Origin of the sequence: Sphingomonas aliaeris (assembly GCF_016743815.1) — a bacterium.
Taxonomy (GTDB): Bacteria; Pseudomonadota; Alphaproteobacteria; order Sphingomonadales; family Sphingomonadaceae; genus Sphingomonas; species Sphingomonas aliaeris.
Map to the genome: position 1 here is coordinate 1,064,107 of NZ_CP061035.1, position 22,728 is coordinate 1,086,834.

The 22,728-nt window shown below is 62.2% G+C and carries 19 protein-coding genes; 10 read left to right on the plus strand and 9 right to left on the minus strand.

Going from position 1 to position 22,728, the window contains the following annotated elements:
• The first annotated feature begins 151 nt into the window (after positions 1-151).
• The 6 genes from H5J25_RS20555 to H5J25_RS04875 all read left to right on the plus strand — a co-directional run bounded on the left by H5J25_RS20555 (position 152) and on the right by H5J25_RS04875 (position 5,663).
• Positions 152-619, plus strand: a complete 468-nt coding sequence (locus H5J25_RS20555; protein ID WP_225883355.1) for a WecB/TagA/CpsF family glycosyltransferase — start codon at positions 152-154, stop codon at positions 617-619.
• A complete protein-coding gene (locus tag H5J25_RS20560; protein WP_263973958.1) occupies positions 616-810 on the plus strand; it encodes a WecB/TagA/CpsF family glycosyltransferase in 195 nt (64 codons plus the stop codon). Before H5J25_RS20555 ends, H5J25_RS20560 begins: the two co-directional genes overlap by 4 nt.
• Before the next feature lie 229 nt (positions 811-1,039).
• Positions 1,040-2,326 carry an oligosaccharide flippase family protein gene (locus H5J25_RS04860; RefSeq protein WP_225883357.1) on the plus strand — a complete coding sequence of 429 codons (1,287 nt, stop codon included), beginning with the start codon at positions 1,040-1,042 and terminating at the stop codon, positions 2,324-2,326.
• Positions 2,323-3,384, plus strand: coding sequence for an acyltransferase family protein (locus tag H5J25_RS04865; protein WP_202094999.1), 1,062 nt, complete (start codon positions 2,323-2,325; stop codon positions 3,382-3,384). The genes H5J25_RS04860 and H5J25_RS04865 overlap by 4 nt, the downstream gene beginning before the upstream one ends.
• Before the next feature lie 354 nt (positions 3,385-3,738).
• Positions 3,739-5,253 carry an O-antigen ligase family protein gene (locus tag H5J25_RS04870; protein WP_225883358.1) on the plus strand — a complete coding sequence of 505 codons (1,515 nt, stop codon included), beginning with the start codon at positions 3,739-3,741 and terminating at the stop codon, positions 5,251-5,253.
• A gap of 53 nt (positions 5,254-5,306) precedes the next feature.
• Positions 5,307-5,663: an acyltransferase family protein gene (locus H5J25_RS04875; RefSeq protein ID WP_202095001.1), complete on the plus strand. Its 357-nt coding sequence runs from the start codon at positions 5,307-5,309 to the stop codon at positions 5,661-5,663.
• A gap of 136 nt (positions 5,664-5,799) precedes the next feature.
• Here the strand turns inward: H5J25_RS04875 and H5J25_RS04880 are convergent, their stop codons facing one another.
• On the minus strand, positions 5,800-6,189 hold the full coding sequence (locus H5J25_RS04880) for a hypothetical protein (protein ID WP_202095002.1): 390 nt from the start codon (positions 6,187-6,189) through the stop codon (positions 5,800-5,802).
• Between the two features lie 169 nt (positions 6,190-6,358).
• Between H5J25_RS04880 and H5J25_RS04885 the strand changes: the two genes are divergently transcribed.
• Entirely contained in the window at positions 6,359-9,292 is a 2,934-nt protein-coding gene (locus tag H5J25_RS04885) for a calcium-binding protein (protein ID WP_225883359.1), read from the plus strand.
• 179 nt (positions 9,293-9,471) lie between these two features.
• Here H5J25_RS04885 and H5J25_RS21575 read toward each other — a convergent pair whose 3' ends face one another.
• On the minus strand, positions 9,472-9,606 hold the full coding sequence (locus H5J25_RS21575; RefSeq protein WP_225883490.1) for a hypothetical protein: 135 nt from the start codon (positions 9,604-9,606) through the stop codon (positions 9,472-9,474).
• A 499-nt stretch (positions 9,607-10,105) separates the two neighbouring features.
• On the opposite strand from H5J25_RS21575, the gene H5J25_RS04895 reads away from it, so the two are divergent.
• Entirely contained in the window at positions 10,106-11,707 is a 1,602-nt protein-coding gene (locus H5J25_RS04895; RefSeq protein ID WP_202095005.1) for a hypothetical protein, read from the plus strand.
• A 6-nt stretch (positions 11,708-11,713) separates the two neighbouring features.
• Here the strand turns inward: H5J25_RS04895 and H5J25_RS04900 are convergent, their stop codons facing one another.
• From H5J25_RS04900 to H5J25_RS04910, 3 genes are read right to left on the minus strand one after another with little or no spacing between them, the layout of a single operon-like run.
• Entirely contained in the window at positions 11,714-13,072 is a 1,359-nt protein-coding gene (locus tag H5J25_RS04900) for a glycosyltransferase (RefSeq protein WP_225883360.1), read from the minus strand.
• A 10-nt stretch (positions 13,073-13,082) separates the two neighbouring features.
• Positions 13,083-14,477: an HlyD family type I secretion periplasmic adaptor subunit gene (locus H5J25_RS04905; protein WP_202095006.1), complete on the minus strand. Its 1,395-nt coding sequence runs from the start codon at positions 14,475-14,477 to the stop codon at positions 13,083-13,085.
• Positions 14,474-16,675 carry a type I secretion system permease/ATPase gene (locus H5J25_RS04910; protein WP_202095007.1) on the minus strand — a complete coding sequence of 734 codons (2,202 nt, stop codon included), beginning with the start codon at positions 16,673-16,675 and terminating at the stop codon, positions 14,474-14,476. Before H5J25_RS04910 ends, H5J25_RS04905 begins: the two co-directional genes overlap by 4 nt.
• Positions 16,676-17,665: 990 nt before the next feature.
• On the opposite strand from H5J25_RS04910, the gene H5J25_RS04915 reads away from it, so the two are divergent.
• Positions 17,666-18,223, plus strand: coding sequence for a hypothetical protein (locus H5J25_RS04915; RefSeq protein ID WP_202095008.1), 558 nt, complete (start codon positions 17,666-17,668; stop codon positions 18,221-18,223).
• 111 nt (positions 18,224-18,334) lie between these two features.
• On the opposite strand, the gene H5J25_RS04920 is transcribed toward H5J25_RS04915, so the two are convergent.
• The 3 genes from H5J25_RS04920 to H5J25_RS04930 all read right to left on the minus strand — a co-directional run bounded on the left by H5J25_RS04920 (position 18,335) and on the right by H5J25_RS04930 (position 20,746).
• A complete protein-coding gene (locus H5J25_RS04920; protein WP_202095009.1) occupies positions 18,335-19,162 on the minus strand; it encodes a 2OG-Fe(II) oxygenase in 828 nt (275 codons plus the stop codon).
• Between the two features lie 138 nt (positions 19,163-19,300).
• On the minus strand, positions 19,301-19,852 hold the full coding sequence (locus H5J25_RS04925) for a CAP domain-containing protein (protein ID WP_202095010.1): 552 nt from the start codon (positions 19,850-19,852) through the stop codon (positions 19,301-19,303).
• Positions 19,853-20,242: 390 nt separating this feature from the next.
• Positions 20,243-20,746 carry a MucR family transcriptional regulator gene (locus H5J25_RS04930; protein WP_202095011.1) on the minus strand — a complete coding sequence of 168 codons (504 nt, stop codon included), beginning with the start codon at positions 20,744-20,746 and terminating at the stop codon, positions 20,243-20,245.
• 421 nt (positions 20,747-21,167) lie between these two features.
• On the opposite strand from H5J25_RS04930, the gene H5J25_RS04935 reads away from it, so the two are divergent.
• Positions 21,168-22,172: an aldo/keto reductase gene (locus H5J25_RS04935; RefSeq protein ID WP_263973959.1), complete on the plus strand. Its 1,005-nt coding sequence runs from the start codon at positions 21,168-21,170 to the stop codon at positions 22,170-22,172.
• Between the two features lie 179 nt (positions 22,173-22,351).
• On the opposite strand, the gene H5J25_RS04940 is transcribed toward H5J25_RS04935, so the two are convergent.
• Positions 22,352-22,672 (minus strand): ArsR/SmtB family transcription factor, encoded by a 321-nt coding sequence (locus tag H5J25_RS04940; protein WP_202095012.1) that lies wholly within the window; start codon positions 22,670-22,672, stop codon positions 22,352-22,354.
• Positions 22,673-22,728: the final 56 nt, after the last annotated feature.

A 22,728-nucleotide genomic window follows, 5' to 3' on the forward strand; every position in this document is an offset into this window, starting at 1 on the left:
TCGCTGGACGTCGTTCATAGGTGTGACACATAGGCGGTTGTCAATTGGTTGCACTGCGGCATTTGCCCTCTAAAGGGGCAGGCCGTTTCCACCAGGTCCGGCGGATCGCGAAGGGCAGGGACGATATGGGTTCGGCGGGGCAAGCGATTTCATGACCGGATCATCGGCGACCACGGGTTCGGCTGGACAAGCGATCTTCCTCGATATGGCCTTTGATCGCCTTGATTTCGAGGCGATGGTCGCATGGTTGGAACGGCGCCGCGCGGGCGACCGCTTCGCCTATGTCGTGACGCCGAACGTCGATCACATCGTCCAGATCGCCGGGGATCCGGTCAATCTGCGTCCCCTGTACGACGACGCCACGCTCCGCCTGTGCGACAGCAGGGTGCTGGCAAAGCTTGCGAAATTGCGCGGGATCGACTTGCCCGTCGTGCCGGGCAGCGATCTGGTTGTCGCGCTGTTCGACCGCGTGCTGGCGCCGGGCGACCGCTATTGCCTGATCGGCGGCAGCGATGAGCTGGCGAAACGGCTGCGCGCGAAATATCCGGATCTCGACCAGGTTCATCATGCCCCCCGATGGGTCTGCGCCGCGATGCAGGAGCGCGCGCGGAAGCGGTGAGAGCGGCGGCAGCGGCGAATGCGCGCGTCATCCTGCTCGCCGTCGGCGCGCCGCAGCAGGAAATGCTCGCCCGTGAAATGGCGCAGGACGGTACGGTTTCCGGCACCGCCTTGTGCATCGGGGCGTCGATAGACTTCATCGTCGGCGCACAGCGCCGCGCGCCGAAAAGTCGTGCAACGTGCTGGAATTGAATGGGCGTGGCGCCTGGCGAGTGACCCCCGGCGGCTCGCCCGACGCTATCTGATCGAGGGTCCGAAAATATTTCTGCTCGTGGCTCGCTGGTCGAAACCAAAAGCTGATACACATCAGCCAAAAGCATAACAGGTCGCACGAATGGATTCCGAATCAACCCTTTCCGGAAAACCCGGCGCTGTGCGATCGGCGATCGCGCTCGCGGCTGGTTTTGCGCGCCGGAAATCGGTGCTGGTGTTCGGCAACAATATCCTCATGGCCGCGATCAGGCTCGTCAGTTCCGTTATCCTGACCCGGCTGCTGGACGTGAAGTCGTTCGGCATCATGGGCTTTCTGACGACGATCAACATCATTTTCGTCCAGATGACCGATCTCGGCTTCTTCTCGTATGTCGTGCGCCAGGCGAACGAAACCGAGGAGATGCTGGACGAGATTTGGACGCTGCGACTGCTGCGGTCGGTCGTCATCACCGGCGTGATCATCGCCCTGTCCCCGATTCTCGCCGCCTATGTCCAACAGCCCGATCTGGTACCCGCGATCATGGTGTCCTCGCTGGTCGTCATCATCGACGGCTGCTCGTCTATGTCGTTCGCCACGGCGGCGAAGCGCGGCCAGATCGCGCGCATTTCGCTGCTCGATCTCATCCCGGCAATCTCGCAAGTAGCATTGGCGATCCTCCTGGCATTGTACCTCCGCTCCTACTGGGCTCTGGTCTGGGCGATGGTCCTGAGCGGGGTGGTGCGCGCCGTGATCAGCTACGTCATGTTCGAAAAGACGCGACGGAACTGGCGGTGGAGCGCACCGCGGGCGAAGGATGTCTGGCGCTACGGCCGTTACGTCGCGGGATCGACCTTGCTCTTCCTGCTGATCACCCAGGCGGACAAGGTGGCCTTCTCGCGCTACATGGGGCTGCAGCTCTTCGCGACCTACGTCCTCGCGTACAACATCGCCAACGTCATGCAGTTGTTCACCGGCTCGTATGGCGATCGGATCGTCTATCCGGAATTCTGCCGGGCCTATAACGAAGATCCGGCAATGCTCGCGCAGGTCTATTACCGGTGCGGCTGGACGATCCGCATGGGGTACATGTTCCTGTGCGGCGGGTTCGTCGCCTGCGCGCCGTTGATCATCCATACCCTCTACGATGCGCGCTATCACGGCGCCGACGTCTTCCTCGGTCTGCTGGCGATGACGGCGGTTTTCCGCCTGTCGATCATCATCGCGAGCCAGGCGATCCTGAGCACGCACGATGCACGCCGCTTGCTGTATCTCAACATCGTGCGTGCGGTGACGTTCGCCATCGGGCTTACCGTCGGGTTCCTGACCTTCGGCGCGATCGGGATGGTATACGGCCTCGTCGCGGTCGAGATCGTCGCACAGCTCTATTGCTGGGTGGTCCTCGCGCAGATGCGGATCCTAAGCGTCGTCAAGGAAGCGATGTTCCTGTTCGTCGCGCTGGGCGGCTACGGCCTTGGTCTGGCGGTCAACGCGGTTGGCATGAGGTTGATCGGTTGACCGAACACACGACCATAGCGGCAGACGCGCCGAACCGCCGCTTCGCCTGGCTGGATACCGCCCGCGGGATCGGCATCATCCTGGTCGTCTACGCGCACCAGATGAGGGCGCAGGCTACGCGCGGCCTCGTGCCTGTGTCCTGGGACGGGCCGTTCCAGGATGCGCTGATCTACGCGTTTCACATGCCGCTATTCTTCTTCATCTCGGGCATCGTTTCGGTAAAGGCGATCCGGGGGCGGTCCTTCCAGACCAATCTCCGGGACAAGCTTCTGACCATCGCCTATCCGTATTTCCTGTGGTCGATCGCGTCCTGGTGTCTTTCGGCGTCGGCGGGCAAATACGTCAACAATCCCCTGGGCCTCGAAAGTTTGATCTCGATTGTCTATCAGCCCATCCTGCAATTTTGGTTCCTGTACGTCCTGTTCTTCTGCCATATCGTCGCGGCGGCTTTCGGCCGTGTCTTCGCGGTCAACGTCATCCTCGCACTGGTCATGATCATCGCACCGCTGCCGTTCGACTATCCGATGATCAAGCAATTTGCGATGGCGTTCCCGTTCTTCGTGGTCGGCATGCTGGCCTCGAAAATGTTATTATCCTCCGCCGGAAGTGGCGCTGTGGGCCCATCGCGTCGGAGCGCGACTCTGCATTACGCGGGCGCGACTGCGGCTTTGATCGCCCTGGTCTGGTTGACGTATTTCCCGCCGACCGACTTCGCATTCATTATTCAGGTGCGGGCATGGCTTGGAATTGCAGGCGTTGTCATGCTCTCCCGGATGATCGGGTCGCGCATGCCATGGCTCACGGCCCTGGGCGAAGTCTCGATGGCGATTTTCGTGCTGCACACCATCATCGCGGCGTTGCTGCGAACCATTCTGGCCCGCGCGGGCGTTGAGGATCCGCTGATCCTGCTGATAACCTGCGTCGTCGGAGGGTTGCTGATTCCGGTCATAATCGCGAAGATCGCGGGCCGTTACGGGTTGGAGGTCAAGCTCGGCCTCGGCAAGACACGTCATACGACGAGCAAAACCGGCCAGCATAGGGCTTCGGTCGCGTCATAAACCGCGGAATTGCGGCGCCGAGGTTCGGTCGGGCGAGGACCGGCGTCACGGAGTTCCGGATCACGGCGGGCGCAGGATGTTCGGCCATTGCCGGGGACCATAACGTCGCGGGCTTCGCATCCTTGTTATGGTGCAGGACGACACGCCGATGCCGGCGCCGGCAAGCAACAGGATAAGCAATACTGAAGCGCGCATCGTCATGTGTCCCACCCGAACGCGCAGCTTTCGCCTTGCTATTTTGGGTAGGTGCCGACATCATCTTCCGGGGGCAAGCCTGCGCGCTGGAGCCTTTTCGATCCTGCGAATGCCATCGCCGCAATCGCGAACAGAAGCGTTTTGCCCGTGATCCTGACCTTGAAAAGCCTGATCTATCTCGATGGACTGCTCGCCCTCGGGCTGCTGTTTTTCCGCTGGGCGCTCGCCAGTCGGCTGAAAGGCCTCGTCAATGGCCGCATGATCGCGATCGTACTGCTCGTTCCCGCGCTGCTGATGATCGTACCGAAAATCGAAATGGCCTATGCCTGTGTGGCGATTATCGTGATGCTCGCGCCGAGCAGGCCGGAATTGTGCGCAGGCTATCTCCTGATGCTCGCGATGGTGCCCGAACTCGGCGTGGAATACAGCGTCGGCGGTGTCTATATCACTGAATTATCGACCACCTTGGCGATGGCCGTAGGTGCGCTGCTCGGTTTGATATGGACCCGTCGTACGACGAAGCTGCACACGGGCAAGTATGATTTGGCGGCGCTCGCACTCGTGTTTCTGCTGACGATCATGACGGCGCATGGAATGCCTGCGACGACCTTCCTTCGCGCATTTATCGACAACGGACTTTCCGTAGGCGCGCCGTATATCGTCGTATCCCGCAGCATCGGGAGCGAGCAAGACGCACGCTCGGTGATCTCGCGCCTCTACCTTGCCGGCGCTCTTGCGGCAATTATCGCGATCTTCGAAGCGAGCCGTCATTGGGCATTGTACGACGTTATTCCAGCACACTTCAATGTCGCAATGCAGGGCATCTCGGTTCTGAATATCAGGGCTGGTTTCATGCGGTCGGGCGGCCCCCTGCTCAATCCTACCGCATTCGCGCTTTTCCTCGCGGTTCTACCCGCCGGCCTGTGGGGAGTCCGGTCATATTTCCACAAGGCTGGTTATCATGCGCTTACCGCGCTGTTGCTGTTGGGTCTGTTGTCCACGCAGTCGCGAGGCGGTTGGATCGCATGTGCTGCCGGATATTGCGCGTGTTGGGCGTATAGGGGGCTCAGGACGCGAGCGATCGGCGCGTTGCTTGGCGCGGTGGTAGTGTATTTCGTCGCTCAATATATTCTGCCGGAAAACGGTCGGCTGGCGGAAAGTCTTGGACGCTCTGGCGCTGCTGCCGGAACCGCCGATTATCGCGGACTGTTGCTGGAATCTGGAATAGGGCAGATCAAGTTGCATCCCGTTTTTGGACAATCGGTTACGGATTTGTACGTGAGCATGAGCCACCTTATCCAGGGGCAGGGTATTCTCGATTTTGTGAACGCTCATCTCTACGTCGCACTCACCAGTGGGTTGGTCGGGCTTGCAGTCTGGATTTTGATCTGGGGGACACCGTTCGCTGCATCATGGAAACGCGGGGCACCGGTAGGTCGTGACACGGCGTCCGGCCTTCAGATTGTGCCTGAGACGATATTGGTCGTAAGTATGATTGGGCTGATATTTACCTCAACAACCGTCCGCGCGCTCGTGTGGCCGACAATCGGTCTCGCTATGACTGGGCCGTTGCTCGCGCTAGCTGGACACCGACGGAAGTCAGCGACACGCGCTGGATCGGCACGGTCGCCTAATCTAGCGGTCGAACCGATCAAGGTTCCGGCAGTAGGATAACGGCGAAGGACGATCCTGCCGCGGCATCTCTGCAGCACGTCAGATCGAACGACGTGTTGATCATCCCGGCGTTTGTCCTGCTGGTCATGTCGACCATATGGGATCGCGGGCTGCTCGGCTGGCTTACAGGGACGAGGCCGCTTCAATTTCTGGGCGAACTTTCATATTCCGTATACCTCAATCACGCTTGCCTTCTGATCCTCGTGACACCGTTCTGGGGATTGTTCGCGAGCCGCGCCGCACCGTTCATCACGTTGCGCCCGGCAATGTACATTCCCGTTTTCTTTTCATGTGTGCTGGCGGTTTCTTATCTCACTTATCGGCTGGTCGAACTGCCCTCTCGCAAATTTCTGAACACGAAACTTCGGTTACGCCGAAGCCTGCCCGTCGAGACGCCGTCCGCACCGTGAGCATGCCGTCCGGCTGGTCAGAATTTGCCTAAAAAACAATGCTTAAGGCCAAATTTACCAATAGTTTTCGGACTCGGTAAGAACGTCAATGACTAAGACCGTCTCAACTATTGAGCGGGACAATCATGGCAAAAATTCAGATTTTGAGCATTTTTTCTGGCGACCCGACCGACAGCGAGGTGTTGGCAAAAACAAACACGGCGAGGTTTGTCGGCACGATGACCAACGTCGGCACGGCGGTTGTCGCGCCGACCGCTGCGGCGCCCGTAGCCGCAGTATCCGAGACGGCGTCGAAGCCCGTCGTTCCGGCCACGACGCCCGTCACCGATAAGGTCGTCTCCACGACCTCCGAACCGACCGGGATCGCCGCCGACAAGGGGACCGCCGCGGTTTCGGTCGTCAAGGTCGACACGGCCGATACAGGAACGGCCAGTGTCGCGGGCGTTTCATCCACGCAGCCGTTGACAACGACAACGGTGACCGGAACCGCGCTGGGTGCCACGGGCAGCGTGAATACGATGGACATCGGGATGAACCTGGCGGGCGTAAGCTCTTACAGCACGCAACATCCATTCCTCGACAGGTTCAAGACGTCGACCAAATGGGTAGCGCAGTTTCCCAACGGACTGCAGACGAATGCCATTCCGGTAGATGCGAATGGGTTTCCCGTAGGAATGCCGGCGGGAGCGTCGAATATGTACGCGGCTTTCGCGTTGGATCCTGTCGCTCTGGACATGCCGGATGTCTACGTCATTACCTACAAAGGCACTGCCACTATCAGCGTGTTGAACGGTACAATCCTGTCGTCGGAACCCGGTCGGGTGGTGTTTCGGTACACCGGCACCGGCCATGGGACCAACGTCAGCATGAGGAACGTGAACCCGGCCGACCCGGTTACAGAGATGCACATCGTTCGCGAAGATCAGGTGGCTCTTTATAAGAGCGGGGAGATCTTCAATCCCGCCTTTATCGAAAAGGCGTCGCAATGGTCCGAACTGCGATACATGGACTGGGGCTATACCAATAACAACAAGCTGGTGTCCTGGGATCAGCGCACACGCGTAGATAGCGGATCCTGGAACGGAATTTCGCCGACGGCTAGCGTTCCTATCGAAATCATGGTCGCGCTGGCGAACAAGACCGGCACGGACATGTGGATCAATATCCCGGCCGAAGCCGACGACACTTATGTTCGCAATACCCTGGCCTATGTGCGCGATAACCTCGCGTCGGGGCTCAGCGTCAAGGTAGAATATTCGAACGAGGTTTGGAACTGGGGGTTCCAGCAGACAGGATCCGCCCGCGATAAAGCTGCGGCGTTGTGGGGAACGGACCTTAACGGCAACGGACGGATCGATTTCAATACCAGTGAAGAGCTAACCGGCGGATACCTGCAATATTACGGCTATCGCTCCGCCCAGATCGCCGCGATCGCCAATGACGTGTTCGCGAACACTGAGACCGGCAGGCTTCAGAACGTCATCTCGAGCCAGACAAGCTATCTCGGACAGGAACAGTATGTCCTGAAAGGCGTCCAGAAGGCCAACTTGGGGAGTGTCGAATCGTTGTTCGACACCTATGCGGTCACCACATATTTCGGATTGGACCGCCCCGGAAAGGCTGCGGTAACGGCGTGGGCTCGATCGGGGCAGGCGGGCGTCGATGCGGCATTCGCCGAAATGTCCGCTGACCTTGATCGTGCGCTACAGATTTATGCGTATCAGCAAGGCGTAGCCGCCCGCAACGGCCTTGCATTGGCGGCGTATGAAGGTGGACTGCACGTCACGTCCGCCGCATTCCCCGAAGCCGACCAGGCGGCAGTTACCGCCTTCTTCGACGTGTTGGCGAAAGATCCGCGCATGGGCGCGCTCTACACCAGAATGGTGGACGAGTTCGCGAAGTCCGGCGGATCCGGACTGGTGGCGTTTTCCGATGCGGTGCCGTCGTCGAAATGGGGCAATTGGGGCACGCTGGACAGCATTTATGACAAGTCGAGCCCCCGCTATGACGCGCTTGTTGCCGCATCGCAGGCGGCGAAGGCAAGCCAGGCGGTCGGCGTGGACGCGACGCAGGTAAACGTGCGGACGGGTGCCGCGACGTACACGCTCGCGGCGAACCAGCTGACGCTGGCCTATACCGGTACGGGCGGGTTCAACGGGCGCGGTAACGATCTCGCCAACACCATCGTCGGCGGAAATTCGTTCAATATGCTGTATGGCGGTGCTGGTAGCGATACCATCCTCGGCGGCACGCGCAACGACACGATCGATGGCGGCCTCGGGGCGGATCTAATGATCGGCGGTGACGGCGACGATATCTATACCGTCGACAATGTCGGTGACGCCGTGGTCGAACTGTCGAAAGGTGGCGTCGACGAGGTCCGAACCTCGTTGAGCAGCTACATTCTATCGGCGAATGTCGAAAACCTGACGTTTACGGGCGCCGGGACGCTCGTCGGGACCGGTAACGAACTGGCCAACGTCCTGACGGCGACGGGCGGGCCGGCAACGCTTTATGGCGGTGACGGGGACGATCGATTGGTCGGGTCGGCCAGCGCCGATATGCTCGATGGCGGCGCCGGTGCCGACGCGATGCGCGGTGGGCAGGGCAATGATACCTACATTGTCGATAATGCCGGTGACATCGTGACCGAACTGGCCGGTGAGGGCGTGGACACGATCCGGACATCGCTTGCCCGTTCGGGCATCGCCAATAACGTCGAAAATCTCACGTTCACCGGGTTGGGCACTTTCTACGGATCCGGCAACGCGCTCGATAATTTCATTACCGGCGGAATGAGCAATGACACGATGTACGGCAATGCGGGCAACGACACGCTTTACGGTCGTGGTGGCAACGATTTCCTGGATGGGGGACTGGGCGCCGATCTGATGAACGGCGGCGGCGGCGACGATCGTTTCGAGGTCGATAATGTCGGTGACGTGGTGGTCGAAGGTGCCAATCTCGGAACTGATACCGTCGGCAGCATCATCGATTACACGTTGACCGCCAACGTGGAAAATCTGCTGCTGAAAGGTACCGCTGCGTTGAACGGCTCCGGAAACGAGTTGAACAATCAGATCACTGGTAACGACGCCAACAATATCCTGCGGGGCTTTGCCGGCGACGATTGGCTTTCGGGCGGCGGCGGCAACGATACGCTGTACGGGGATATCGGAAACGACGTGCTGAACGGCGGCGATGGAGCGGACCTGATCTATGGTGGAGCGGGCACCGACAGGCTCTCGGGCGGGGCGGGTAACGATATCCTGGTCGGCGGCGCGGGCAAGGACACGCTGGATGGCAACGCCGGCGCGGATCGTTTTGTCTTTTATGCGGGTGATACCGGTAATACGCGCGCGAATGCGGATCTCATCTACTTCTACAGTAATGAGGGCGATGTGATCGACCTGTCCAACATGGACGCTCGCACTTCGACGGCATCGCGCGACGCATTCAACTTTATCGGTCAGTCCGCTTTCACGCGCACGGCCGGCGAGTTGCGGATCCAGTTCAGCGGCGGATATTGGGACGTGACGGGCGATACGAATGGCGACGGTGTCGCCGACTTCAGCATTACCGTAAACGCGGGCAGCACGCCGCTGCTGCCACGCGACTTCATCCTCTAAGGCGGATCCGGCCTGCCAGGCGAACCATCCGGCGGACCCATCGGTCCGCCGGATATTCAACACCGGTGCAGCTGAACCTGGCGACGAACGTCGCCCTCTTCGCGACTCCGGCCGCGATGCTTCACGTCGGCATGATTCAAAAGGCCTGAGAGACAGTCGCTCCCATATATCGGAAGCCGCTAGCGCACGATCCGTGCCGGGTTTCCCACGGCGGTTGCGCCTTCGGGGACGTCGCACAGGACGACGGCGTTCGCGCCGATCCTCGCATGCGCGCCGATATGAATCGGGCCGAGCAGTTTCGCGCCTGCTCCGATATCGACATGCCCGCCGATCCGGGGGCGCCGCCGTTCTTGATGGCCAGCGTAACCTGTTGAAGGATCATGCAATTAGGCCCGATGACCGCGTTGGGATGGATAACGATGCCGTTAGGGTGCGGCATCAGCAGGCCACCCCCTATATTGGCGACCAACGGGATGTCCGCGCCCGACACGGCAGACCAGAACCTATACCTGGCGACCGCCCTGAGCTTCGCGAAGCGCGCAAACGGCCCTGACCGTCCGGCCGCGCGCTGGTAATCACGAATGCTGGCAAGCAGTGCGCGACCAGGATTCCATCCCGTGCCGCGTTCTCGGCTCCAATCGGGCGTCTCGGCGGAAATCATACCTGGTGCGCACCCCGGAAATTAAACCTGTGTCCTGCCCATCGCCACATCCCGCGACGAAAGTACAGTAGGCCGACACGCTTGCCAGCATCCCGTTGCACCGCCTAGACGCTAAACGCCGCACATTGGGTCGGCGGACGACGGGGGTTCCAGTGATCGACAGACGTTCGCGCGGCGTGACCCCGCCGTGGATATCCATCGCGCTGATCCTCTGCTTCGCCCTGGCCTGCCTGTGGTTCGCCCCGCGTCAGAATATCTGGATCGATGAATCGACCCAATTGTCGGGCATCACGCTGTCGCCGGGTGCATTGCTGCAGTGGCTCGCCGGTGCGGATACGAGCCGGTTCGGCGTGCCCGGCGACCGCATGCCGCCGCTCGGCTATCTGATCGATTCGGCATGGTGGAACGGCGTCTCCCAGTCCGTCACCGGCTTGCGACTGTTCCACGGCGCATTGGTCGTCGCGGCGCTCGGCCTGTTCGCATGGGTCGAGCGGACCTATCTCGGCGGGCGTTGGGCCGTTATCGGTCTGATCTTTCTCGTCGTGTCGCCGAAGACGATCCAGCTGGCGGTGGAATTGCGCGCATATCCGATGCTGTTCGCCATGGCCTGCATCCAGGCAACGCTGTTCCTGCGGATGGTTGCCGCGCGCACTGCCCCGACGACGCGGTTGCTCGTCATTTTCGGCCTGGTATGCATCGCGACATGCTTCATCCATTTCTTCGGTGTCGTCGCGACCTGCGCCTATTTCGGCGCGCTGCTGCTCCGGTTCCTGCGCACCTCGCCGGCACGGATCGTCATTGCCGGCGTGGCGACGATGATCCCGACGCTGGGGTTGAAACCCTTCGTCACCGGCGCGACCGCTTTGTCGAATGTTCCGGTCATCGGCACCAGCCCCGTCCAGTACGTCCTGCAACTGTTCGCCGGGTCGGCCTATCTCGTCTTGCCGGTCGCCGGTGCGCTGTTCATAGCCGGTTGTCTCGTATTGCTGTCGCTGGGCGTGATCGGCGCGGCGATGCGGCTGGCGGCGCGACGGACCGAACCCGTCGATCACATGGTCGTCGTGGCCCTGCTCGGGGTCGGTGCAACGGTCCTGCCGCATTTCTTCATCCACTCGTTCGATACGCTGAAGCCAAGCTACAGCATCTGGTTGCTGCCCGTCCTCGCGCTGATCATGGCATCGGGCGCGCGCTATGCGGCCCGGTCCGGCGCGGGCTCGGGTGCGGGCCTGAATGCAAAGCGGGGCGTGTGGATCAGGCGCGGAGTCCAACCGTCGGTCGCAGCGCTGGCGCTCGGCGCGGCGATATCGACCGCGATCTTCCTCCTTCGCGCGGACTGGTACGTGCACGGCCCGGCGAACGCGATCGCCACCGCGCGACAGGGCCTGCCCGCCGACACGCCGATCGTCTATGTCGGCGCCGACACATACGCCTATGGCTATTTCCCAACCGTCTACCTGAGCCAGCGCCGCGCCAACCAATGGCTGGCGCAGGGCGGCGGCGTCCGGCGCCTGCCGGACGGGGCGGTCCAGCCGTGGAGCACGCTGTCGGGCTATGCGAACATCGTCGTCGTAGAGATCATGCCGCGGCGTTACAGCGATCTCGGCCAGTGCCTGCGCGGCGCATGCCCGTCATTCGATCGCTCGCCGGTCCAGACCGAGATAAGCGCAACCGGATCGTGGCGCGAGGCAGCGGCTGCGCGCACGTTCGGATATTACGACGCGTCGATCACCCGGATGGCCGCAAGCCGACGGTGATCGGCGTCACGCCGCCGCGACGGATGGCGCCAGCAGCGATTTGATCAAATCCGACCGGTGGCGGAACACTTCCTCGTCGATCAACGGATGCCCGTCGCGCGCCGCAGCCTCGGCCAGTTCCGCCAACCGCCTAGGTTGCTCGATGATCCCCGTCACGGCGTCGGCAAGAGCCACCGGCTCGCCCGCGACCAGAACGCCGCCGCCATGCGCCTGGATCAGGTCGCGGGGGTAGGGGCTGTCATACCCGACGATCGGCGTACCGGAGAGCAAAGCCTCGATCAGACAGCGCGGCGACTCCAGCGTCTTGTGGCAGAACAGGAATATATCGGCGTCGCGAAACGCCCGCATCAGCGTGTCGCGATCGTTGACCGATCCGACGAACCGTATCGCGCTCTCCAGCGCCAGATCGCGGACCTTGTCGCGCGCAAAGGCCAGTTCCGGCCCGTCGCCATACCATGTCGCCTCGATCGGTATCTTGCGGTCGGCCAGCAGCGCCAGCGTGTCGATCCAGTCGGATACGCCCTTGTCGCGATGCACCCGCCCGGCATAGACGATGCGCACCGTCCGATCCGGCCCGCGTGCCATCTTCGCGGCAAGATCATCTGCCGAGATCCGCGCTTCCGGACCCAGATGGATATTGTGGACCAGATGCGCCGAGCGGCTCGACGGGGCGTAGGCCCGGTACGTGTCCATGCCGTGGAACAGGCCCATCGACGATCGCCTGATGACGTAATGCTCCAGCCGGGACGCGAGCCACGCGGTTACCGTACGATAGGCGCGCCGTGCGCCCGAATATTCCGCCGCCTGGAATCGCATGACGTTTGATTCCACCCGATCCGTCCAGATCGCGGCCTTGCGTCCGTCATTCGCGGCCAGGATCGCGGCGACCGCGCCCCAGTCGCCCCATAATCCGCCGATGGCGAATTGCAGATGCGTAGCCTGGCGGATCAGGGTTCGCAGCAAGGCGCGCGTGGCGGGCAGCTTCCGCGCGAATTCGACCGGCGTCCACGCCGTCGGTAACGGACGCAGGTCCAGATTGGCGTCCTTAAACATCGCGACGATGTCGCGCGTCGATTCTGGCGGCGTACTCGCGGTGAGGACGGGATTGCACAGGATGACGCGATCGAAATTCTCGAGCCAGAGTCGCAGGCCGTTGCACGCCTGCGTATCGTAGAACAGCGTCCCATCGACCGAATAGAGCGGCACCGGAAGCACGATCAAGATCGTCTCGGGGTTGTTCGTCACGACGATGCGTCCTTCATTCGGGCGGGACCGGTCCGTCGGAGCGTAGCGGTCTTCCGCCGTCGTGTAAGGCGCAAATCCGGTCGACGCCACCACCCGATCGTCGGCTCTGCGGCCGGTCACCCCCCATCGCCTACCGCTCGCGCAGCGCGCTGCCCTTCGCCTCGTCGATCGGGCTGGTAAGATAGCTGAGGAAGCTGCGGTCGCCCGTCACGATGTCGGCGACGGTCGACATGCCGGGGGTAACCGGCACGCTGCGATCGCCGCGGTCGATGCGCGTGCGGTCCAGCGCGACGCGCACGACATAGACGGGCCCAAGTTTCTCGTCGTCCACCGCATCGGGGCTGATCGCGATCACCTTGCCCGGGATCGATCCGTATCGTGCGAAGGGGAATGCCTCCAGCTTGACGTCGACCTTCTGCCCGACCGACACGAAGCCCGCGTCGCGGTTGAGCAACTTGACCTCGGCGACCAGTTTGCCGTCCGCCGGCACCACCGTCATGATCGGTTTCGCCGCCTCGACCACGCCGCCCTCGGTATGCACCGACAATTGCCCGATCGTGCCGCTGACCGGCGCACGCAATTCCTGGAAGTTGGCGCGGGTCTGCGTCTTGGCCAGTTCCTCCTGCCGCAACTGCATGTCGGCATTCGCTTTCACCAGTTCGTCGAACAACGCCGCGCGCACTTCGGTCCGCGCCTTGGTCAGCGTGCTGGCGGCACCGGCCGATTGCGCACTGGCACGACGGATCGATTGCAGCGCGGATTCGCGGTCGCGCGCCTGCGCCAGCCGCTGGCGGCGCATCTCGATCACCTTCAGCTTCGACACGAATCCCTTGGCGAGCAATTGCTCGTTCGCCGCGATCTGTTCGTCCAGCAACGGCAGCGTCTCGGTCAGCTTGGCGACCTCGACCCGCGCCGTCGCGATATCGGATTGCGCGATCTGCCCGCTGGCGACCTGCGCCGAAATCGAGGCCTGCACGTCGGCCAGCCGCGCCTGTGCCAGCGCACGCTGCGCCGCGACGGTCGCCGCATCCGCACCGGCCGGGGGCGTGAAGACGAAGCCCTTGCCGTCCAGCCCGTCGATCACCGCGCGGGTGCGCGCCACCGCGAACGCCGCCGCCTCATACGCCTTGCGCGCCTGCGTCGCTTCGGCGGAGGAAACGGTCGGGTCGAGCAGAACGAGCACTTGCCCCTTGGTGACGTGATCGCCGTCATGCACCAGGATGCGGCGAACGACGCCCGCCTCGGCCGGCTGCACCAGCTGCACCGCGCCGGTCGGCACGATCCGGCCCGGCGCGGAGGCGACGATATCCGTCCGCCCGAACGTCAGCCACAGGCCAAGCAAAGCGACGCCGCCCATCAACACCTTGGCGGTGACGCGCGCAGTGGGGGAGACGGGACGCTCGATCACTTCCAGCGCGGCGGGCAGGAAACCCGTTTCCTCGACGCGCAGGCGACCCAGGTCGCGCTTCTTCTCTTCGGCCAGGGTCGCGCGGATCACGGCCCAGTTGGTGGTCAACGCGTTCATGCGGCAATTCCCTGCACGCCCGACTGGCGGCGATGAAGTTCGGCATAGCGACCGCCCAGGGCGATCAGTTCGTTATGCGACCCCGATTCGACGATCCGTCCCTTCTCGATCGCGATGATCCGGTCGCAATCGCGCACGGCGGACAGGCGGTGCGCGATGACCAATACGGTGCGCCCCTTCGATATCGCCTTCAGGTTGCGGCGGATGATCTCCTCGCTTTCGGCATCCAGCGCGGACGTCGCTTCGTCGAGGATCAGAATGCGCGGATCGGTGACGAGCGCGCGGGCGATCGCGATCCGCTGGCGCTGGCCACCGGACAGGTTGACGCCGCGCTCGACGATCGGCGTGTCATACCCCTGCGGCTGTTGCAGGATGAATTCGTGCGCACCGGCAAGCCGGGCGGCCTTCATCACGCGTTCGAACGGCATGGCCGGGCTGACCAAGGCGATATTCTCGCGGATCGACCGGTTGAACAGGATATTCTCCTGCAACACGACACCGATCTGGCGGCGGAGCCAGGTGGGGTCCAGCTGCGCGACGTCGATCCCGTCGACCAATACGCGCCCGCTTTCCGCGATATACAGTTTCTGCAACAACTTGGTCAGCGTCGACTTGCCCGATCCGGACGATCCGACGATGCCGATCGACTGGCCCGGCGCGATCGACAGCGAAACTTCCTCGACCGCCGGTGGCTGGTCGGGCGCGTAGCGGAAGCGCACCTTCTCGAACGTCACCGCGCCCTTCATCGCCGGCATGTCCAGCTTGGACGGCGACTGCGGTTCGGCCGGATGATTCAGGATGTCGCCCAGCCGCTCGACCGAGATGCGCACCTGCTGGAAGTCCTGCCACAGCTGCGCCATGCGGATCACCGGGCCCGACACGCGCTGTGCGAACATGTTGAACGCGACCAGCCCGCCGACCGTCAGCGTGCCCGCAATGACGGACTTCGCCCCGAAGAACAGGATCGCGGCAAAGGACAGTTTGGAGATTAGCTCGACCGCCTGGCTGCCCGTCGTGCCCAGATTGGTCACGCGCAGCGCCGACGCGCTGTATGCGGCCAACTGACGCTCCCACCGGTCCTGCCATTGCGGCTCGACGGCGGACGCCTTGACGGTCTGGATCCCGGTGACGCTCTCGACCAGCAGCGCGTTGCTCGCCGCGCCGCGTTCGAACTTCTCCTCGATCCGCGCGCGCAACGGACGCGTGACGAACAGGGATACGGCGACATAACCGACCAGGCTGACCGCGACGATCGCGAACAAAGGCGGCGAATAGATCACCATCGCGATCATGAAGACGATCGTGAACAGCGGATCGACCAAAACGGTCAGCGACGCGGTGGTCAGGAATTCGCGCACCGTTTCCAGCTGGCGAACCCGCGTCACCGTGTCGCCGACGCGGCGTTTCTCGAAATAGCTGAGCGGCAGCGCGAGCAGGTGGCGGAACAGTCGCGCGCCCAGTTCGACGTCGATCTTCTGGCTCGTCTCCGAATACAGACGGCTGCGGATCCAGCCGAACATCGTCTCCCACAGCGAGATCGCGACGAAGCCGAAGGCGAGCACGTTCAGCGTGGACAGCGCATTGTGCGCCAGCACCTTGTCGATCACGTTCTGGAACAGCAACGGCGCGGCAAGGCCCAGCAGGTTCAGCGTGAAGGTGATCAGCAGCACTTCGCCGATCAACCGGCGATACCGCACCATCTGCGGGATGAACCAGGTCAGGTCGAAACGCTTGCCCGTCGCGCCACGCGATTCGCGCGTCGTGATCAGGACCAGGCTGCCGTCCCACATCGCATCAAGGTCGGCGCGGCCGACCTTCTCCACCGGGCGGCCGGGGCGCTGCACCAGCACGCCGTCCTCGACCAGCCGGCCGATGATGAACCAGCCGTCCGGGCCGCTGGCCAAAGCGGGCAGGGGCTGGCCCGACAGGCGCCCCGGCGCGACCGCGACCGATTTCGCACGCACGCCGGTCTGACGGCGTGCAAGCCGCACGATATCGGCGGACGTCAGCGGATTGGAATGGCCCAGTTCGTGACGAAGCTGCACCGCATCGACCGATGTCTGGTGGATCGACAGCAGCAATGCCAGCGCCACCACGCCGCTATCGTCCTGCGGCGGCGTTGCGGGCGCGTCATCGGCGCTGCCGGTACCGCCAAACGCCTCGTGCAGCTTCTGTTCGATATCCTCGGGAATCTTCATGGATCGGTCCGTCGCGAAAAGGTGGCTGGCCTCCTTTTCGCCGAACAAGGTAAACAATCCGGTAACGATATGTCCGCGGCGGCCGCTTCCGGCACCCGGGGAAGTCATTCCGCAGCCGGGGCGGTTCGGTCCCTGAATCTTCAATGAGCAGCGACTTCCCGGCGCCGTGCAGCCCTCCGCCACATACCGGGCCAATCACTCGATCGTTACAAAGCCGTTTTGTAAGGTCGTGAAGAAAAACGGTTTTGTAAAAAATAACGTAAGACGGATCGATAACCATACGCTAACAGCGCGATGTTCTTCGGAAGGTTGAGCGTTTGGACGCCTAAAAGCCGATGAAGAACTTAAGATAGGATCGGGGATCTACATGACGATCATGACGGGCGCGCTACCGGCAGCGTTTGCGATACTGTCCGTGTTCGGTCCTGCTGGTGCAGCGATCTTGCGCCGTCCCGACAATGTCGCGAGGATTTCAGTCGCCTGATCTGATTCACGAGACGCCTTGTGAACTACGCTCGCCAGCCGAAGAAAAAGGCCGGCTCTTCTTCAGAACGCAATCGAGATGTCCGATGGAAAACGTAACCGTATGTATCGGAATTGCCACCGTCCTGATCGCCGGGACGCTGTTCGCCAAGTCTGCCTACTTGGAAATAACTCGTGCGGAGCGATCAAGGCGTCGCCGTCGCTGACGGCGTGGAAGTACCGGCTGTCGACGAGCTTTGATACCGCGGCAGACTGCCAGCATCCCGCAAGTAAGAGCAACAAATGTTGGTTGATGGCGGGCGATTACGCCGAACAGCAGTGTCGTAAATGTCCGAAATTGAGAATACATCTCCAAATCATTAAAAAATCGATGGATTCTTTCGAAGTACAAGATTAACAGGAACTTAATAGCGAAGCGAAGAATCGCTCATCGATCGGGTCGAAGCGTGGCTTTTTCCTGAAGCCATACGTCTTGTCTCCACTCTATACATAAGGTCTGATACGAATATGCGTAACATCATGCTGGCGGCTCTCGCTGCCACTGCTCTCACTGCTTCGCCTGCAATGGCGGCGACGACCATCACCGTAACGGGTGAAGTCCGGGGCCTCTACAACGGCGATCCTTATGGTCCGCAGCTAGCGACCTTCACTGGGGTCAGCGCGCAGGACGCGCCGGTCAACAACGCGGGGACCAATTTCTTCGACGTCTATCTGCTGGAAGGCCTGAAAGTCGTATCGCTCGGAAACACGTTCATCTTCACCGGCACCGGCTTCAACTATTACACCAGCGCTTCGGCGGGCTATTCGGGTTTCGCCAACGGCATCAATTCGAACGTCATCCGTTTCGACAACGAAACCGGTGACTTCATCTCGACCGACAATTCGACGTTCACGCTGACGCTGAACGGCAACCCGGTGACCGCAAACTTCACCGGTGTGGGTGACTTCGTGGCTTCTGCCGCGGTTCCGGAAACGGCGACCTGGGGCATGATGATCACGGGCTTCGGCATGATGGGCGCCGGGATGCGTTCGCGTCGTCGCAGCACGAAGGTCAGCTTCGCCTAAGGTTCATCCTGCGGCCACTGCAAAGCCGCCGGCCGAAAGGCCGGCGGCTTTTCTATGTTCGATACCAGAAGCGGGCGGCCCGCCGTCGCCTGAAACGACGGACGGAGCGGATTAGAAGACCCGCTTCACCAGTCGTGCAATGAACGGCGGGAGCAGGTCGTCGCGCAATTCGTCAACCCGCGTCCGCCAGTCGCGTTCGTCGCCAGACTTCGGCCGCACCTGGAACTGCGTCGTGTGCGCCCGCTTCGTCCCGTCCCAGGTCGAGGTGTAGTAATACAGCGCGATCGACTTCCGCGAAATGCCAGCGGGGTGATTGATCGGTTGCGGATTGCCGTGCTGGCTGTTCGACGTCGTGTTGAAGATCACGCAGCGGTTGAATTCGGGCACGACGTCCTGCTCGCGCGTGGTCATCGCCTCGTCCCACAATTCCAGACTGCCGCCATAGTCGGCCTTCCAGTCCTTGTTGAGATAGATCAACACGTTGATCCGGCGTTCCAGGTTCATGATCTTGTGATGATTGAAATCGGCATGGACCGACAAATGGCCGCCCTGCCGGATCTCGTGGATACCCGCGCCCAGGAAATAGGGGTCGGGGATCAGTCCCTTGATGCCGGTGATATTCTCCAGCATCTTGATAAACGGGCGCGAGTTGAACGAATAGAACAGGGTGCGCAGCGGGTCGGGCAGGCTGTCCGGCTGATAGCTGCGCTTGAACCGCTCCTGCGCGCGGTCGAACTCGAACGCGTCTTCGTTCATCTGCAGGTCGTCACAATGCGCCAGCACCGTCTCCAGCACCTCGGGCGGCAGGAAATCGTCGATGACGATATGGGGGAAGGGCGATCCCTCGTTATACGTCTGGGTCAGCTCGGTTCCGATGGCCTGATCGCCCATCGGCGGCATGAAGCCGGTCGCCTTGTCCATCGTCGATACGTAAACCACGTCAGCCCCCTTGGTATCTCATGCACGCGCCGGCATCGTTACCGTGATCTAATAGACCTATGGTATAAGGCAATCTGCGATCGACCGCAGGTCTCGCCTTTATTCCACATTACCGTCCCGAAATAGCGAGTCTCGCGCTCAGCGGTACGGCATTTCGCCTACGACGTTACCGGGCGGCGAGTAACGGCATACCAGTATGTCGTCTTCGTCGGTGCTGGCGATGGCGCAGCCCATTGCGGTCGCATCCTGCCACACGACCTGCGTGTAATGCGCGACGTCGGACCAGCGGCCGGTCGTGCTCGATGCGGGCACGGGGGCGGGGCGGTAATGGCGTTGCTCTTCGATCCAGCCATCGGCCATCTGTTCGAAACTGAAGGCGCCGCGCGTGCCCATCCACAGATTTTCGCCTTGCGCATCGTCGCTCGTCGACTGTTCCGAATGTTCGAACCGGCCGCTGCGCCGGAGCCAGTCGGCATAGCTGGCGGCGGAGGCGGCAAGCTGCGGGTCCCACGCGAGCGGCCGTTCGCCGACCCTGATCCGCGCCTGATTATGCATGTCCAGCATCACCGCGCGAAGCCGGACAGCGTCGCGCGACGGCGCCGTGACGGTCGCGGAATACGGTGCGACCCGCGCTTCCGTTGCGGAACTCGCCAGCACACACGCAGCCAATGTCAGAAATGCGAATCGCATTATTGTTCCACCCACCCGCCGATTTATTTGACGTACTCCATTAACCAAGGCAAGGGTGTGGACAAGAGCGCAACTTAAATGCGCCAACGGCGTTATAACGTTAATAAAATAAGATTAGGAGATGGGTCGTGCAGCAATTTATCCCTGATAAATCAGGCGTTGGCATCGCTCGCGGCATCGTGGCCGCCGGGCTGATCTCCACTGTGATGTGGGCCGGCTTCGTCATCGTGCCGCTGATCGTTTTTTAAAAATCCGATTCGTTGATCCGCAGCCAGCGGCGAAACCGCCTCTGTCTGGTTCGGAATAGCGGCATTAGATGACAGGAATAAGAAAGCCGCCGATCCTGCGATCGGCGGCTTCTTCTATTTCAGACCGTGATCGGGCTGGATCTTATTCCGGCGCCTTCGGCTTGCGGCCCGGACGCTTCGGCGCGGCGGCCGGCGTGCTGCCGCCCTCGGCCTTCGCCTTGCGGCCCTTCGATCCCAGGCCGATGCGCAACGCCATGTCGCGACGCGCCGCCGAATAGTTTTCCGACACCATCGGATAGTCCGACCGCAGGCCATAGCGTTCGCGATACTGGTCCGGCGTCAGGCCGTTGGTCGTCAGGTGGCGGCGCAGCGCCTTGTAGGGCTTGCCGTCGATCATCGACAGGATGTGATCCTTCGACGCGAGCGAGCGGCGGACCGAGACGGCGGGGACATATTCCTCACTGGCGGCGGGGGTGCCGGCCTGTTCGGTTCCGGTCGAATTGCCGAGTTCGCTGACCGTCGCATGCATCGCCCGCAGGAAGTTGGGCACTTCGTCCGACGATGCGCGGTTGTTCGGGTTTCCGAGCCAGGCGATCGTCAGTTCGGTCGCCAATTCCACGGCGTTCCAGGGTGCTTCGTCGGACATGTAGCTCTACCTTCATTTTACAAAAACTGAACGTCGACCCCCGACGAGCCTCACATAGTGGATTAATTCGAAATCGTATAGTTCATTACGTACAAAAAATACGCCAAATTCGATAGCGATATTCGGAATTCGGTATAAACGACGCGCCGGTTCGTATCCCGACAATACGATCCCATGTATCTGCCGCTCTTCCTGGCAACAGATCAGGGCCATCGTCCCCCCGGTCGGGTCCGCAAGCCACCCGCTATTGGACTGAACGACATCCCTTGCACCGCCCCAAGTCATCGGCGGGAATTGTTCGCGTCTCCTGTTGATAAGCAAAACGTTTGCGCAGATCGGACGGCCGTTTTGCGCGCGTCCTTCCGCCCGCGCCGCATCGCGCTATATCGGTATCGTTCTTCCCAACTTTGCGAGATCAGCCTTGACCTTACCCACGCGTCAGATCGGCCCCTTTTCCGTGTCCGCGATTGGCCTCGGCTGCATGAACCTCAACCACGCCTATGGCACGCCGCCGGGGGAGGAGGAGGGCGCCCGCCTGCTCAATCGCGCGCTCGATCTCGGCTGCACGTTCCTCGACACCGCGGCGCTGTACGGGATGGGCGCGAACGAACGGCTGCTCGGCAAGGCGGTGATGCACCGGCGCGCCGAATTCACGCTGGCGAGCAAATGCGTGCTCGACGCGGTCGATGGACAGCGCGTGCTGGACGGTCGCCCGGAATCGATCGCGCGCACGCTGGATGCGGCGCTGCTGCGGCTCGGCACGGATCATATCGACCTCTATTATCTCCACCGCCTCGACCGGAAAGTGCCGATCGAGGAGTCGGTCGGCGCGCTCGCGCGTGCGAAGGAAGCGGGAAAGATCCGCGCGCTGGGCCTCAGCGAAATGTCCGCCGACACGCTGCGCCGCGCGCACGCCGTGCATCCCATCACCGCGATGCAGACCGAATATTCGCCCTGGGTGCGCAATCCGGAAGTCGCGGTGCTCGACGCTTGCCGTGATCTGGGCGTCGGCTTCGTCGCTTTCTCCCCCGTCGCGCGCGGGTTCCTCGCGGGCGCGATCAACGGGCCGAATTATGCCAAGGGCGACGTCCGCGCGACGATGCCGCGCTTCGTCGAACCCGCGCTGTCGTACAATCTCGCGCTCGCCAGGCGGTTCGATGCGCTCGCCGCAAGCGCCGGCTGCACCCCGGCGCAATTGTCACTCGGCTGGGTGCTGTCGCGCGGTGCGAATATCGTGCCGATCCCCGGCACCGGCAATATCGCGCATCTGGAGGAGAATATGGCCGCCGCCACGATGACGTTCGATCCCGCCACTCTGGCCGACGTCGATGCGATCTTCGCGTCCGGCGCGGTCTCCGGCAACCGCTATCCCCCAGCGATGCAGGCGCAGATCGACACGGAACTGCTCCCGGACGAAGTGATCTAGGATCGGTCGACATTCAACTGCGGAAGGCAGTTGCGCCTCCACACCACCCCGGCGGAGGCCGGGGCCCAGTTAGGAAAGCTGCCGTATTGAGGGGCTGTAGCTCGTTACATACTTCCCGCGACTGGGCTCCGGCCTTCGCCGGAGGGGCACGCGTGAATCTCGATACGCCCTAGCGCGGTCTAGTCGCGCTCGTCGGTAAACCCTTCCAGCGCGTCCATCCGCACGTTCCAGAACCCGCCTTGTCGCGTCATCCACCCGGCGAGCGGCACCAGCCCTTCCGGCCGCGCGGTGAAATGCGTCTCGCGCCCGGCCCGCCGCGCCACGACCAATCCCGCCTTGGTCAGGATCGCCAGGTGGCGCGATACCATCGGCTGCGACACGCCCGCCGTCACGGTCAGCGCGCGAACGTTGCGCTCGCCGTCGCGAGTCAGCGTTTCGAACAGCGTACGCCGCGTCGGATCGCCGAGCGCGTGGAAGATCGTCGTCGTGGGCGGCAGCATCGCATAACCTTGAAGTACTGGCTTTCAGCTAGCCAGGCCTCCCGGGCCGGTCAACT

Coding starts and splice junctions, on each gene's coding strand:
- H5J25_RS04880 (WP_202095002.1), bottom strand. CDS start 6,189: ATGTCCATCGTATTCACGCTGCCCGTGGCACCCAGCGCGGTTCCGGTC.
- H5J25_RS04915 (WP_202095008.1), top strand. CDS start 17,666: ATGCGTAACATCATGCTGGCGGCTCTCGCTGCCACTGCTCTCACTGCT.
- H5J25_RS20555 (WP_225883355.1), top strand. CDS start 152: ATGACCGGATCATCGGCGACCACGGGTTCGGCTGGACAAGCGATCTTC.
- H5J25_RS04910 (WP_202095007.1), bottom strand. CDS start 16,675: ATGAAGATTCCCGAGGATATCGAACAGAAGCTGCACGAGGCGTTTGGC.
- H5J25_RS04940 (WP_202095012.1), bottom strand. CDS start 22,672: ATGCTGCCGCCCACGACGACGATCTTCCACGCGCTCGGCGATCCGACG.
- H5J25_RS04885 (WP_225883359.1), top strand. CDS start 6,359: ATGTACGCGGCTTTCGCGTTGGATCCTGTCGCTCTGGACATGCCGGAT.
- H5J25_RS04930 (WP_202095011.1), bottom strand. CDS start 20,746: ATGTCCGACGAAGCACCCTGGAACGCCGTGGAATTGGCGACCGAACTG.
- H5J25_RS04905 (WP_202095006.1), bottom strand. CDS start 14,477: ATGAACGCGTTGACCACCAACTGGGCCGTGATCCGCGCGACCCTGGCC.
- H5J25_RS04925 (WP_202095010.1), bottom strand. CDS start 19,852: ATGCGATTCGCATTTCTGACATTGGCTGCGTGTGTGCTGGCGAGTTCC.